Origin of the sequence: Sphingomonas sp. CCH9-E2 (genome assembly GCF_001557215.1) — a bacterium.
Lineage (GTDB): Bacteria > Pseudomonadota > Alphaproteobacteria > Sphingomonadales > Sphingomonadaceae > Sphingomonas.
In genome coordinates this window covers 1-14,032 of the sequence record NZ_LSJM01000201.1, presented here as the reverse complement: position 1 = coordinate 14,032, position 14,032 = coordinate 1, and the positions used below count along the sequence as shown (strand labels likewise).

Annotated in this window: 11 protein-coding genes; 9 read left to right on the top strand and 2 right to left on the bottom strand. The window is 66.4% G+C overall.

All coding sequences use genetic code 11. From position 1 onward, the window contains the following. On the top strand, positions 1-1,223 hold a 1,223-nt coding region (gene xrtA, locus AX681_RS09765; protein ID WP_082749540.1), incomplete at its 5' end, for an exosortase A. 86 nt (positions 1,224-1,309) lie between these two features. Beyond that, entirely contained in the window at positions 1,310-3,199 is a 1,890-nt protein-coding gene (locus AX681_RS09760; RefSeq protein ID WP_066682166.1) for an XrtA/PEP-CTERM system amidotransferase, read from the top strand. 99 nt (positions 3,200-3,298) lie between these two features. Here the strand turns inward: AX681_RS09760 and AX681_RS09755 are convergent, their stop codons facing one another. Beyond that, the gene (locus tag AX681_RS09755; protein WP_066659002.1) at positions 3,299-3,727 is read right to left on the bottom strand and encodes an MAPEG family protein; all 429 of its coding nucleotides are present in this window, start codon (positions 3,725-3,727) and stop codon (positions 3,299-3,301) included. A gap of 186 nt (positions 3,728-3,913) precedes the next feature. Next, positions 3,914-4,906 carry an alpha/beta hydrolase gene (locus tag AX681_RS09750; RefSeq protein ID WP_231733810.1) on the bottom strand — a complete coding sequence of 331 codons (993 nt, stop codon included), beginning with the start codon at positions 4,904-4,906 and terminating at the stop codon, positions 3,914-3,916. Positions 4,907-5,026: 120 nt separating this feature from the next. On the opposite strand from AX681_RS09750, the gene AX681_RS09745 reads away from it, so the two are divergent. The 7 genes from AX681_RS09745 to AX681_RS09715 all read left to right on the top strand — a co-directional run. Beyond that, positions 5,027-6,232 carry a saccharopine dehydrogenase family protein gene (locus tag AX681_RS09745; protein WP_156442871.1) on the top strand — a complete coding sequence of 402 codons (1,206 nt, stop codon included), beginning with the start codon at positions 5,027-5,029 and terminating at the stop codon, positions 6,230-6,232. 200 nt (positions 6,233-6,432) lie between these two features. Further along, a complete protein-coding gene (locus tag AX681_RS09740; RefSeq protein ID WP_066663059.1) occupies positions 6,433-7,602 on the top strand; it encodes a carboxynorspermidine decarboxylase in 1,170 nt (389 codons plus the stop codon). Positions 7,603-7,630: 28 nt separating this feature from the next. Next, positions 7,631-9,502 (top strand): ABC-F family ATP-binding cassette domain-containing protein, encoded by a 1,872-nt coding sequence (locus tag AX681_RS09735; protein ID WP_066663056.1) that lies wholly within the window; start codon positions 7,631-7,633, stop codon positions 9,500-9,502. A 155-nt stretch (positions 9,503-9,657) separates the two neighbouring features. Then, positions 9,658-10,548, top strand: a complete 891-nt coding sequence (locus AX681_RS09730) for a histone deacetylase family protein (RefSeq protein ID WP_231734928.1) — start codon at positions 9,658-9,660, stop codon at positions 10,546-10,548. 89 nt (positions 10,549-10,637) lie between these two features. Then, complete coding sequence (locus tag AX681_RS09725; protein WP_066682164.1) at positions 10,638-12,515, top strand: 2-oxoacid:acceptor oxidoreductase subunit alpha; 1,878 nt, start codon at positions 10,638-10,640, stop codon at positions 12,513-12,515. Continuing rightward, positions 12,512-13,537, top strand: coding sequence for a 2-oxoacid:ferredoxin oxidoreductase subunit beta (locus AX681_RS09720; protein ID WP_066665123.1), 1,026 nt, complete (start codon positions 12,512-12,514; stop codon positions 13,535-13,537). Before AX681_RS09725 ends, AX681_RS09720 begins: the two co-directional genes overlap by 4 nt. A gap of 10 nt (positions 13,538-13,547) precedes the next feature. Beyond that, positions 13,548-14,032 (top strand): metal-dependent hydrolase (locus AX681_RS09715; protein WP_197424274.1); only part of this gene is annotated, 485 nt, incomplete at its 3' end.

The following is a 14,032-nucleotide window of genomic DNA, read 5'->3' as shown; positions in this document are numbered from 1 at the left end:
GGGTGGCGCTGTTCCGGCATCTGGGGCTGGTGGTGATGTTGCAGGGCGCGGTGGTCGCCGTGCTCGGGCCGAATGTGGTGCGCGCGCTGGCGTTTCCGCTGGGGTATATGCTGTTCCTGGTCCCATTCGGGGAGGGGCTGGAAAAGCCGCTGCAGGACCTGACGGTCGCGATCCTGGTGCCGATGCTCGACCTGTTCGGCGTGCCGGCGCATGTCGATGGCGTGCTGATCACCACGCCGAATGGCTATTTCGAAGTGGCCGAGGCGTGTTCGGGCGCGAAGTTCGTCATCGCGATGATCGCGTACGGCGCGCTGGTGGCGAATGTCTGTTACGTCAGCTGGCCGCGGCGGGTGGCCTTCATGGCGGTCGCGCTGGTCGTGCCGATGCTGGCCAATGGCGTGCGCGCGTTCGGGACGGTCTATGCCGCGTATCTGACGTCGGTCGAGGCGGCGACGGGGTTCGACCATATCCTCTATGGCTGGGTGTTTTTCGGCGTCGTGATGGCGGCCGTGCTGGCGATCGGGTGGAAGTGGTTCGACCGCGATCCCGATGCGCCGTGGTTCGATCCCGCGAAATTGCAGGCGCGCTGGCCGGGGACGGCGCAGATGCTGGCGGTGGTGGCGCTGGTCGCGCTGACGATTGTCAGCCTGTTCATGGCCTGGGCCGGAGTGATTGCGGCGCGCGCCGATACGCTGCCTGCCAAGATCGTCGCGCCGCAGGTGGCAGGTTGGACGCAGGGGCCGCTGAGCACGCGCGCGGCGTGGAAGCCGAATTTCCCCGGCGCGGACCATTTCGTGATGACGCGCTATTCCGACGGCATGGGCGCGCAGGTCGATCTGGTGATCGCGGTCTATGCGAGCCAGCGCGAGGGCAAGGAGCTGGTCGGATTCGGCCAGGGCGCGATCCGCGAGAATGACAGCTGGGTGCGGATCGAGGATCTGCCGGAGCTGGAGGGGGGCAGTGCGCTGCGGATGACCGCTCCGGGGCCCGTCGAGCGCGAGGTCGTGACCTGGTATCGCGTCGGCGACACGGTGACGGGCAGCCCGTCGCGGGTGAAGGCGGAGACGCTGAAGACCAAGCTGCTCGGCGGGCGGCAGCGCGCGGTGGCGGTGATGGTGTCGGCGGAGAAGACCGACCTGCCGACCCGCGCGGCGATCAAGCGGTTCCTGGGCGCGATGCCGCCGGTGGATGTGGTGGCGGATCGGGCGGCGGGAGTCGATTGAGCGGCGAACTGGCGGCTGTGCTCTTGCACCGGCGCGCCATCCCCGCGAAAGCCGTGCGACGGAACCGGGCGGGGAACGACTGACTGATGTGCGGCATAGCTGGCCTTTACTATCCCGGGACGCCCAAGCCGGTGGAGCCTGCGCGGGTGCGGGCGATGACCGATGCGCTGGTGCATCGCGGCCCGGACGGGGCGGGGGTGTGGACCGCGCCGGGCGTTGGGCTGGGGCATCGGCGGCTGTCGATCATCGACCTGGCCGGCGGCGCGCAGCCGATGGCGACGCCCGAGGGCGATGTCGTCGTCAGCTTCAACGGCGAAATCTATAATTTTCAGGAGGTTCGCACCGAGCTGGAGGCGAAGGGTGCGGTGTTCGTCAGCCATAGCGATACCGAAGTGCTGCTGCATGGCTGGCGCGCATGGGGGCCGCGGCTGCTGGAGCGGCTGAACGGGATGTTCGCCTTTGCGCTGTACGATGCGCGGGCGCAGTCGCTGTTGCTGGCGCGCGACCGGATGGGGGTGAAGCCGCTTCATTATGCCGAGCTGTCGGACGGGGCGGTGGCGTTCGCGTCGGAGATCAAGGGGCTGCTGGCGCATCCGCTGTTCCGGCGGACGCCCGATTTTACCGCGGTCGAGGATTTTCTGGGGCTGGGGTACGTCCCCGACGATGCGAGCGTGCTGGCGGGGGTGAAGAAGCTGCCCGCCGGTCATTATCTGTTGCTGGAGCGCGGCAAGCCCATGGCTGCGCCGGTCAAATGGTGGGACATCGACTTTTCGCAGCGGGCCAAGGGATCGGCGCGCGATCTGGAGGCGGAGCTGATCCACCACCTGCGCGCTGCGGTGCGCTCGCGGATGATTGCCGATGTGCCGCTCGGCGCGTTCCTCTCCGGCGGGGTGGATTCGAGCGCGGTCGTGGCGCTGATGGCGGAGGCGAGCCGGGCGGCGGTCAAGACCTGCACCATCGGGTTCGACGAGGCGGGCTATGACGAGACGGCGCATGCCGCGCTGGTGGCGGAGCGGTTCGCGACGCAGCACCGGGTGAAGACGGTCGCGGCGGACGACTATGCGCTGATCGACACGCTGGTGCATCATTTCGACGAGCCGTTCGCCGATGCCTCGGCGCTGGCGACCTACCGCGTGTGCGAGCTGGCGCGGGAGAGCGTGACGGTGGCGCTGTCGGGCGATGGCGCGGACGAGGCGCTGGCCGGGTATCGGCGCTACAAGTTCCATGCGGCGGAGGAGCGGGTGCGCGCGGTGCTCCCGCAATCGGTGCGCGGCATGTTCGGCGCGCTGGGGCGGGTCTATCCCAAGGCCGATTGGGCGCCGCGACCGCTGCGCGCGAAGACGACGCTGCTCGCGTTGGCGGATGAGGGCGGCGCGGCCTATGCCAAGGCGGTGGGGGTGACCACGCCGCAGGTGCGCAGCGGGCTGTACACCGATGCGGCGCGCGCGGCCTTGGGCGGGCATCGTGCCGAGATGCGTTATGTGGAGACGATGCGGGAAGCCCCGGCGCGCGACGAGCTGGACCGGGCGCAGTACGCCGATTTCAGGCACTGGCTGCCCGGCGACATCCTGACCAAGATGGACCGTACCAGCATGGCGGTGAGCCTGGAGGCGCGCGAGCCGTTACTGGATTATCGCTTTGTCGAGTTCGCCGCGACGCTGCCCGCGTCGATGCGGATCCGGGGCGGGCAGGGCAAGTGGCTGATGAAGAAGGCGCTGGAGCCGTATCTGCCAAAAGAGGTGCTGTATCGGCCCAAGATGGGGTTCGTGACGCCGGTGTCGGCGTGGTTCCGCACGGCGCTGGCGGACGAGGCGGCCGGGCTGGCGCGGTCGCGGGTGCTGGCGGGGAGCGGGTGGTTCGAGCCCAAGGCGATCGCGCGGCTGGCAGAGGAGCATCGCTCCGGCCGCGCCGAGCATGGGCGGACGCTGTGGCAGCTGATGATGCTGGAGCGGAGTCTCGCCCGTCTGTTTCCCTGACCCGTCGCCCCGGCCTTGAGCCGGGGCTGGGCTGCCTTATTCCACGGCGAAGAAGAAGCCCTGTAACGGGTCAGGCCCGGGACGACGAGAAATGGGGGTTTAACGCCAATATGCCATCGCCGCGTGGACCGTCAGCATGATCAGCGCGATCGTTGCGAGGCTGAACAGCGAGAAGCGGATGATCACGCGGTTGGTGGTGACCTGAACCAGGCTGTGGGCGATTCGCAGGGCGACATAGACCCAGGCGATGGTGGCGTTGAGATTGTCGCCCTGATCCATCAGCGTCAGCACGATGCAGATCGCGTAAAAAAGTACCGGCTGTTCGAGCAGATGGTTGTAATTGTCGGCCGGCCATTGCGATTTCGTGTCGATCTTCGCGCGCAGGTCGGCACCGGTGCCGCCGGTGAGGTTGGCAACGTCGATCTTGGCGCGCCGCATCGCCGGGATGCGGGTGGCGTACATCCAGACCCACATGATGAGGGTCCAGCCGATCAGTGCGATGACCGGGCCGAAGATGGCGCTGTGCATGGTAAGTCCTCCCCCTTTGTTTAGGTGAGGGTGGCTCAAAGTTCCCCTCCCTGCAAGGGAGGGGCTAGGGGTGGGTGGCGGAGATGACGGCTCGATGCCGTCAGCTTCGCGTTCTGCCGAGCGGTTCGAAGCTCGCTGACGCTCGCACTCACCTCCAACCCCTCCCTTGCAGGCAGGGGAGTTGCATTACTTCACATGCGTCGCGGTCCAGGCGGCGAACCACTCCAACCATTTGTGGCCGGGGTTGGTCGGGGGGAGCGACAGCGCGCCGAAGCCGTGGCCGCCGCGTTCGAGCAGATGCGCCTCGACCGGTACCTTGTGGCGGCGGGCGGCTTCGACCAGCGCGATGCTCTGGCTGACCGGGACGGTGCCGTCGTCCATGGCATGGGCGAGGAACAGTGGCGGCATCGCGGGGCTGGCGCGGGTGAGGACGTCGAAGCGGGCGGAGGCGGCGCCGGCGGGGGGCGGGCCGCCGAACAGGTTCGGGCCGGAGCGGCTGTTGGGACCGGCGCTGGCGAACTGGGTCACCGGGTAGATCAGGCCGGAAAATGCCGGGCGGGCGGACAGGGTGTCGGCACTGTCGCGCGGGCGGTAAACCGGATCGGCATGGCCGACGGTCAGCGTGCCGCCAAGATGGCCGCCGGCGGAAAAGCCGAGGATGCCGAGCTTGGCCGGGTCGATGCGGTAATGCACGGCATTGGCGCGGATCAGGCGCATCGCGCGCTGCGCATCCTGCAGCGGCACGTCAGTGCGGTTGAACCAGCCTTCACCCGGCAGGCGATAGGCGAGGACGAACACGGTGATGCCGAGCGGGTTGAGCACGCGCGCGACATTCACCCCTTCATTGATCAGGCTGACAAAGACATAGCCGCCGCCGGGCATGACCAGCACTGCGCGCCCGTCGGGCCGCTGTGGGCGGAACACGCCGATATAGGGGTAGCGGATGCCTTTCTCCCAGCGCTGCGGCGTGCCGGGGGGCAGGGGGACCGGTTCCTTCGACGGCGTGATGCCGGGCGGGGTGCCGGGCGGCAGGGTCGGCCACAGCATCAGCGTTTCGCGCGGCGGCCAGGGTGGCAGGGGGGCGAATATCTTCTGTGTCGATTGCGCGGCGGCGGTGCCGCCGAGGCCTAGGGTGGCGGCGCCGCCGATGAATGTCCTGCGTCCGATCGTCATGCTCATGACGCATCCATAGGAGAATCCAGCGGCTTAGGGCCAGCCTGTGCTTCGCCCTTTGCATCCGGGGCGTTGCTCCCATATGGGGGCCGCATTCCCCCGGGACAGTTGAGGAAGGACAAAGGCGTGAAGGACGTTCTCGTAATCGGCGCAGGCGGCGTTTCGTCGGTCGCGGTGCACAAGATGGCGAAGAATCCCGAGCTGTTCGGCAAGATCACGCTCGCCAGCCGCCGTCAGTTCAAGTGCGATGCGATCGCCGAATCGGTCAAGGAGCGCTTTGGCGTGACGATCGACACCGCGCAGGTCGATGCCGATGACGTCGCCGCGACGTCGAAGCTGATCGAGCAGGTCAAGCCGAACCTGCTGGTCAATCTGGCGCTGCCCTATCAGGACCTGAACCTGATGGACGCGTGCCTGAACACCGGCACCGACTATCTCGACACCGCGAACTACGAGCCGCGCGACGAGGCGCGGTTCCATTATGGCTGGCAATGGGATTATCAGGATCGCTTCAAGAATGCCGGCCTGATGGCGCTGCTCGGCTCGGGCTTCGATCCGGGCGTGACCAGCGTGTTCGCGATGTACATCAAGAAGCATCTGCTCGACACGATCCGCACGCTCGACATTCTCGATTGCAATGGCGGCGATCATGGCCAGCATTTCGCGACCAACTTCAACCCCGAGATCAACATCCGCGAGATCACCGCGCCCGCGCGGCACTGGGAGAATGGCGAATGGGTCGAGACCCCGGCGCTGTCGACGCGGCAGGTGTTCGAGTTCGATCAGGTCGGCGCGAAGAACATGTACCTCATGTACCATGAGGAGCTGGAGAGCCTGGCCAAGTTCATCCCCGAAATGGAGCGTGCGCGCTTCTGGATGACGTTCGGCGAACAGTATCTGACGCATCTGCGCGTGCTGCAGAATGTCGGCCTGACCTCGATCGAGCCGATCATGTACGAAGGCCGCGAGATCGTGCCGCTGCAGTTCCTGAAGGCCGTGCTGCCGGAGCCGTCGACGCTGGGGACCACGACCAAGGGCAAGACCAATATCGGCGACATCGCGACCGGCACCAAGGACGGGGAAGAGAAGACCTTCTACGTCTACAACATCTGCGATCACGAGGATGCGTTCGAGGAGACCGGAAACCAGGCGGTGAGCTACACCACCGGCGTGCCCGCGATGATCGGCGCGGCGCTGATGCTCAATGGCACGTGGCGCGGTGAGGGCGTGTTCAACATGGAGCAGTTCGATCCCGATCCCTTCATGGACATGCTGAACCAGCATGGCCTGCCGTGGCAGGTGAAGGAGCTGGCCGAGCCGCTGAAGTTCTAGCCTGGGCCGATATTTGGCCCATGCGGGGCTGCAAAGCGCGATTCCCTGCGCTCCGATGCTCACGTGCCTGAAGCACGCTGCGCTCCGGTGCTCGGCAATCACGCTTTTCGCCACCGCCTGAACCAAATCTCGACCCAGGCTGGGTCGGGAATGCCTCAATCTGGGGAAGTGTAATGGAAACCCGCGCTGCGTCGCCCGTCATGTCCACCAAGGCCGGTGATCCGGGTGCGTTCGCCGGGTTCGACCTGTCGCGCGTGCCGTCGCCGTGCTTTGTCGTCGATGCGGCGGCGGTGGAGCGCAATCTGCAGACCATCGCCGATGTCCGCGACCGCGCGGGGGTGAAGATCCTGCTGGCGCTCAAGGCGTTTTCGATGTGGTCGCTGGGCGATCTGGTGGGCAAATATCTCGACGGAGTGGCGACGTCGGGCCTGTGGGAAGCGCGGCTGGCGAAGAGCCATTATCATGGTGAGATCGCAACCTATTGTTCGGGCTATAAAAAATCGGACATGGCGGAGGTCTGCGCGATTTCCGACCATGTGATCTTCAACACCCCGTTTCAGCATACCGCGATGAAGAGCGAGCTGGCGGCGGCGCGGGCGCGGGGTGAGAAATTCGAGGTCGGGCTGCGCCTCAACCCCATGCATAGCGAGGGTGAGGTCCAGAAATACGACCCCGCCCAGCCGCATTCGCGGCTCGGTTTTCCCGCCGACCAGCTTCATGCCGAGCATCTGGAGGGTGTGGACGGCATCCATGTCCATTCGCTATGCGAACAGGATTTTCCGCCGCTGCGCCGGACCTGGGAAGCACTGAAGCCGCGGCTGGAGCCCTATTTCGGGCAGCTGAAATGGCTTAATTTCGGCGGCGGGCATCATATCACCCGCGCCGATTACCAGCGCGACGATCTGGTCGATTTCCTCCGCCAAGTGCGCGAGGAGACGGGTCTGGAGGTGATCCTGGAGCCGGGCGAGGCGATCGCGCTGGATACCGGGATTCTGGTCGGCGAGTTCGTCGATGTCTTCACCAACGGCATGCCGATCGGCGTGGTCGATATCTCCGCTACCTGCCACATGCCCGACGTGATCGAGGCGCCGTACCGCCCGGCGATGCTGGGCGAAGAGGGCGAAGTGCTGGTGCGGCTGGGCGGGCCGTCGTGTCTGGCTGGCGATATCCTCGGCGATTTCCGCTTTCCGGAATGGCCGGTGCCGGGGCAGCGCTTCGCGTTCCTCGATCAGGCGCATTATTCGATGGTCAAGACGACGACGTTCAACGGCGTCCCGCTGCCGAGCATCGCGTTGTGGGACAGCCGGACCGACGATCTGCGGATCGTGAAGAGCTTCGGTTACGCAGATTTCGAGGGGCGGCTTTCCTGAATCGGGTGGCGGTGCTAGGCGCGCCGCCATGCTGAACCTTTCCGCCATCACCGTCCGCCTGGGCGGGCGCACGATCATCGACCGCGCCAGTGCGGCATTGCCGCCGCGTGGGCGGATCGGGCTGGTCGGACGGAACGGCGCGGGCAAGTCGACGCTGGTCAAGGTAATCGCCGGGCAGATCGACCCCGATGAAGGCAGCGCCGACATGCCGCGTGGCGCGCGGATCGGCTATGTCGCGCAGGAAGCACCGGCTGGAAAGACCACGCCGTTCGAGACGGTGCTGGCCGCCGATACCGAGCGGGCGGCGCTGATGGCGGAGGCCGAGGGGCTCGAAGACCCCGACCGGCTGGGCGAGATTCACGAGCGGCTTGGGGCGATCGACGCCTATACCGCGCCGTCGCGCGCGGCGCGGATCCTGGTCGGCCTTGGCTTTGACGAGGAGGCGCAGCACCGTCCGCTCGACAGTTTTTCGGGCGGGTGGCGGATGCGCGTTGCGCTGGCGGCATTGCTGTTCAGTCAGCCGGACCTGTTGCTGCTCGACGAACCGTCGAACCACCTCGACCTCGAAGCGGTGCTGTGGCTCGAGGATTTCCTGATTTCCTACCCCGCGACGATCGTGATCGTCAGCCATGAGCGGGATTTCCTCAACAATGTCGTCGACCACATCCTGCATCTCGATAAGGGCAAGCTGACGCTCTATCCCGGCGGCTACGACCAGTTCGAGCGGCAAAAGGCCGAGCGGCAGGCGCAGCAGGCGGCAGCGCGCGAGAAGCAGCTGGCCGAACGCGCGAAGCTGCAGGATTATGTCGCGCGCAATTCGGCCCGCGCATCGACCGCGAAGCAGGCGCAGTCGCGCGCCAAGGCGTTGGCGCGGATGCAGCCGATTGCGGCGGTGGTCGACGATCCGACGCTGGCGTTCGGCTTTCCCGATCCCGACCAGCTGCGCCCGCCGCTGATCACGCTCGACCATGCCAGTGTCGGCTATGACGGGACGCCGATCCTGTCGCGGCTGAACCTGCGCATCGATCCCGACGACCGCATCGCGTTGCTGGGCCGCAACGGCAATGGCAAGACGACGCTGGCGCGGCTGCTGGCGGCGCAGCTGACGCCGCTGGATGGCGAGAAGGCGGCGTCGGCTAAGATGCGGGTGGGATACTTCACCCAGTATCAGGTCGAGGAACTGCACAGCGACGAGACGCCGTACGACCATATGCAGCGGTTGATGGATGGCGAGAAGCCCGCCGCGGTGCGCGCGCAGCTGGGCCGGTTCGGCTTTGCCGGTGACAAGGCGCTGACGCAGGTCGGCAAGCTGTCGGGCGGGGAGCGCGCGCGGCTGGCGCTGGCGCTGATCACCCGCGACGCGCCGCATATGCTGATCCTCGACGAGCCGACCAACCACCTCGATGTCGACTCGCGTGAGGCGCTGATTCAGGCGCTGACCGCCTATCAGGGCTGTGTCGTGATCGTCAGCCATGACCGGCACATGATCGAGATGACCGCCGACCGGCTGGTTCTGGTCGATGGCGGGACGGCGAAGCCGTTCGACGGGAGCATCGAGGATTACATCGCGTTCGTGCTGGCCAAGGAGCCGAAGGGCGAGGGTGGCACCAAGGGCGGCGTCAACCGCAAGGATGCGCGGCGCGAGGCGGCCGAGGCGCGCGAGAAGGGCAATGCGATGCGCAAGGTCGCCAAGGCGGCGGAGGCGGAGCTGACCAGGTTGCAGGAAAAGCTGAGCGCGATTGACCGGGCGATGTTCGATCCCGCCAGCGCTGCGCCCGATCTCGCGAAGCTGACCATGACCGAGTTGATGAAGCAGCGCGGCGTGGTGGTGAAAGGGATCGAGGCGGCGGAGACGGCGTGGATGGAGGCGCAGGAGGCGCTGGAGGCGTTGGCGGCTTGAGGGATGCGCGGATCGACAGCCATTTCATTCCTCCCCTGAAAGGGGAGGGGGACCGCGCCGAAGGCGTGGTGGAGGGGTGTCCCCCTTTCGATAGCGCGACACCCCTCCGTCATCGCTACGCGATGCCACCTCCCCTCGCAGGGGAGGATTGAGCCGTGCCCATCGCCGTCGTCCACCACCCGCTCTATGTCGCGCCCGCGCCCGCGCGCAGCCAGTATCAGTGGAACAAGAACGGGCTGGTCCGCGACTTGCTGCGCGATCTGGGCGATACGCTGGAATGGCATGAACCCGACATGATGCCGCGCGACTGGATCGAGGCGGTGCACGATCCCGATTATGTCGCCGAGGTGATCGAGACGCGGGTGCCGCGTGAGAAGGAGCGGCGGATCGGGTTTCCGGTGACGCCGGAGGTGGCGGCGCGGGCGTTGGCGGTGCCGGGCGGCACTTATGCCGCGGCGAAGATCGCGCAGCGTGTTGGCTTTGCCGCCAATACCGCCGGGGGCAGCCACCATGCGCTGCACGCGACCGGGGCGGGCTTTTGTGTGTTCAACGACCTTGCCATCGCCGCGCATCGGCTGGCTGAGGAGGGGGAGCGGGTGCTGATCGTCGATTGCGACGTGCATCAGGGCGACGGTACCGCCGCGCTGACGGCGGGGCGCACCGATATCGCGACCTATTCGATCCATGCCGAGAAGAACTTCCCGGTGCGCAAAGCGCGTTCGACGTTGGACGTCGCGCTGCCCGACGGGGTGGATGATGCTGGCTATATGGAGGCGCTAAGCGCCAGCCTGCCGGGGCTGGTCAATGCGTTCGCGCCGACCATCCTGCTGTATCAGGCCGGGGTCGATCCGTGGGAGGGCGACCGGCTGGGGCGGTTGGGGCTGAGCCGCGACGGGCTGGTCGTGCGCGACAGCTGGATCGCGGGGCTGGCGCGGCGGCATGGGCTGCCGCTCGCGAGCGCGCTGGGCGGGGGGTACGGGCTCGACGCAATGGAGGTGTCGGCGCGGCATGTCGCGTCGATCCTGGCGTTGGGCAGGGCACCCTAAAAGAAGCGGTTGCAACCGCGCGCCATCCTTCTAACCTTGCCTTCATACCGTCCCGCAGAGGACGGGATGACATTGCAGGAAGAGACTGAATGGCCACAGCCGCCCATCAGGTCACGCCCGAAGAGGCTTCCGCCAATCCGCCGCCCGAAGCGGTGGTCGTCCGATTTGCCGGAGACAGCGGCGACGGGATGCAGCTGACCGGGGGGCAATTCACCCTGTCGACCGCGCTGGCGGGCAACGACCTCGCCACCTTCCCCGATTTCCCCGCCGAAATCCGTGCGCCGCAGGGGACGTTGTTCGGGGTCTCCGCCTTCCAGATCAACTTCGGGTCGGCGGCGATCGAGACGGCCGGCGATGCGCCGGATGTGCTGGTCGCGATGAACCCGGCGGCGCTCAAGACCAATGTCGGCGACCTGAAGCCCGGCGGGCTGATCATCGCGGATGAAGGCGAGTTCAACAAGCGCAACCTCGACAAGGCGAAATACGCCGCGAACCCGCTGGAGGACGACAGCCTCGCCAAATGGCAGCTGCTCAAGCTCAATATCTCGCAGCTGACGCTGGATGCCGTGAAGCCGTTCGGGCTGGGCAACAAGGAGGCGCTGCGCTGCAAGAATATGTGGACGCTGGGGCTGGCGCTGTGGATGTTCGACCGCGAGCGCGGGCCGCTGGTGGACTGGCTCAAGGCCAAGTTCGCCAAGGCGCCCGAGCTGGCCGAGGCGAATATCGCTGCGCTCAATGCCGGCCATGCCTATGGTGAGACGGCGGAGCTGGGCGCGCTGGGGATCGGGCAGATGCATGTGCCCGCCGCGCCGGTGGAGCCGGGGCTGTACCGCACGGTGACGGGCGCGGATGCGATCAGCATGGGGCTTGTCGCTGGGGCGCAGCTGGCGAACCTCAAGCTCTTTTATGGCGGTTACCCGATCACCCCGGCGAGCGCGATCCTGCACCATTTGGCGCGGTTGAAGGAGTTCGGGGTCACGACATTTCAGGCCGAGGACGAGATTGCGGCGGTAGCCTCCGCCATCGGGGCGTCCTATGCCGGGTCGCTGGGCGTCACCTGTTCGTCGGGGCCGGGGATCGCGCTGAAGACCGAGGCGATCGGCCTGGCGATCATGACCGAATTGCCGCTGGTGATTGTCAATGCCCAGCGCGGCGGGCCGTCGACGGGGCTGCCGACCAAGACCGAGCAGTCGGACCTGTATCAGGCGGTCTATGGCCGCAATGGCGATGCCCCGGTGCCGGTGATCGCCGCGCGCTCTGCCGCCGATTGTTTCGACGTGGCGATCGAGGCGGTGCGGATCGCGACGCAATATATGACCCCGGTGATGCTGCTGACCGACGGCTATCTGCAGAATGCCGCCGAGCCGTGGAAGGTGCCGGACATGGGCGATTATGCGCCATTCCCGGTGGAATTCCGCACTGAGCCGCCGCCTGAGGGTCAGAAATTCCTGCCCTATGCCCGCAACGAGAAGCTGGCGCGGCCATGGGTCAAGCCGGGGACGCCGGGGCTGCTCCACCGCATCGGCGGGATCGAGAAGGCGCCGGGGACGGGCAATATCGATTATGCTCCCGCCACCCACCAGACGATGACCGACACGCGCCAGGCGAAGATCGCCGGGATCGCGGTGCCGGATCAGGAGATCGAGCAGGGCGAAGCGGGCGGGAAGCTGGCCGTCGTCGGGTGGGGATCGACCTATGGCCCGATCACCCAGGCCGTGCGGAGGGCGCGGCGCAAGGGGCTGGACGTGTCGCACATCCATGTCCGCCATATCTGGCCGCTGCCGGCGAATTTGGGTGATTTGCTGAAGGGTTACGAGAAGGTGTTGGTGCCCGAGATGAACACCGGGCAGCTCAAGACCTTGCTGCGCGATCAATATCTTGTCGACGCCAGGCCATTGAACAAGGTGTCGGGTCAGCCGTTCCGAATCCATGAGATCGAGGCGGCGATCGAGGAGGCTTTGGCATGAACGAGATCACTACCATCCGCCCCTCGACGCCGAAGGATTGGGAGACCGACCAGGAGGTCCGCTGGTGCCCCGGCTGCGGCGACTATGCGATCCTGAAGGCGGTGCAGCGGACGATGCCGGAGATCGGCGCGACGCCGGAGACGACGGTGTTCGTCAGCGGAATCGGCTGCTCGTCGCGTTTCCCCTATTATATGGAAACATACGGCTTCCACACCATCCATGGCCGTGCGCCGGCGGTGGCGACGGGGGTGAAGCTGGCCAATCCCGAGCTGGACGTGTGGATCATCACCGGGGATGGCGATGGGCTGTCGATCGGCGGCAATCACACCATGCACCTGCTGCGCCGCAACCTCGATTGCCAGATCCTGTTGTTCAACAACGAGATTTACGGGCTGACTAAGGGTCAATATTCGCCGACGAGCCGGGAGGGGACGCGGTCGCCCTCTACCCCGTTCGGATCGGTCGATCATCCGGCCAAGCCATGCGCGTTCGCTCTGGGCAGCGGCGCGCGCTTCATTGCGCGCGGGATCGATGTGAACAAAAATCTGCCCGCACTGCTCAAGGCCGCGCACGCGCACAAGGGCGCGGCGTTCGTCGAGATTTTCCAGAATTGCATCGTCTATAACGCGGATGTCTTCGCGTCTTTCACCGACAAGGCGAATGCCGGGCACCAGCTGTGGGTCGAGCATGGGCAGCCGATGCTGTTCGCGGGCGGGACCAAGGGGCTGGCGCTCGATACCGGAAGCCTGACGCTGAAGGTCGTCGATGTGGTCGATGGCGATGCATCGGCTGTGCTGGTGCATGACGTGACCAACCGGATGCTCGCGCATCTGCTGGTCGAGATGCCGTTCGGGCCGTTCCCGATGGCGCTGGGCGTGATCTATGACGATCCCGCGCCGACCTTCGAAAGCGCGGTCGTCGCGCAGAATGCGGCGGTGAGCGAGGGCAAGGTCGCCGACCTGCAAAAGCTCGTCAGCAAGGGCCAGACCTGGCAGGTGGACAAGGAACCGCGCACCGCATAGCGGCTGGTTCATGGACAATCTGACACACAGCATGATCGGTGCTGCGCTGGGGCAGGCGGGGCTGAAGAAGCTGTCGGGCCTGGGCATGCCGACGCTGATCATCGCGGCGAATATCCCCGATCTGGACGCGGCCTGCACCGTCTATGGCATCCAGTCGCTGGAGATGCGGCGCGGGCTGACGCATGGGCCGATCGCGATGCTGGTGCTGCCGGTACTGCTGACCGCGATCATGATCGGGTTCGACCGGTGGCAGGCGCGGCGGGGCAAGCGGCCCGAGGCGCGCGCGCCGGTGCGACCGTGGCATTTGTTGCTGCTCGCGTTCATCGGGACGCTCAGCCATCCGGCGTTCGACTGGCTGAACAATTACGGGGTACGGCTCCTCGAACCCTTTGCATCGACCTGGTATCACGGCGACAGCATTTTCATCATCGATGTGTGGATGTGGGCAGCACTGATCGGCGGTTACCTCTGGTCGCGTGCGGCGGAACGACGCGG

Excerpts from the sequence above, each read along its gene's own strand:
- AX681_RS09760 (WP_066682166.1), top strand. The coding sequence starts at position 1,310 with ATGTGCGGCATAGCTGGCCTTTACTATCCCGGGACGCCCAAGCCGGTG.
- AX681_RS09755 (WP_066659002.1), bottom strand. The coding sequence starts at position 3,727 with ATGCACAGCGCCATCTTCGGCCCGGTCATCGCACTGATCGGCTGGACC.
- AX681_RS09750 (WP_231733810.1), bottom strand. The coding sequence starts at position 4,906 with ATGAGCATGACGATCGGACGCAGGACATTCATCGGCGGCGCCGCCACC.
- AX681_RS09740 (WP_066663059.1), top strand. The coding sequence starts at position 6,433 with ATGTCCACCAAGGCCGGTGATCCGGGTGCGTTCGCCGGGTTCGACCTG.
- AX681_RS09735 (WP_066663056.1), top strand. The coding sequence starts at position 7,631 with ATGCTGAACCTTTCCGCCATCACCGTCCGCCTGGGCGGGCGCACGATC.
- AX681_RS09725 (WP_066682164.1), top strand. The coding sequence starts at position 10,638 with ATGGCCACAGCCGCCCATCAGGTCACGCCCGAAGAGGCTTCCGCCAAT.
- AX681_RS09720 (WP_066665123.1), top strand. The coding sequence starts at position 12,512 with ATGAACGAGATCACTACCATCCGCCCCTCGACGCCGAAGGATTGGGAG.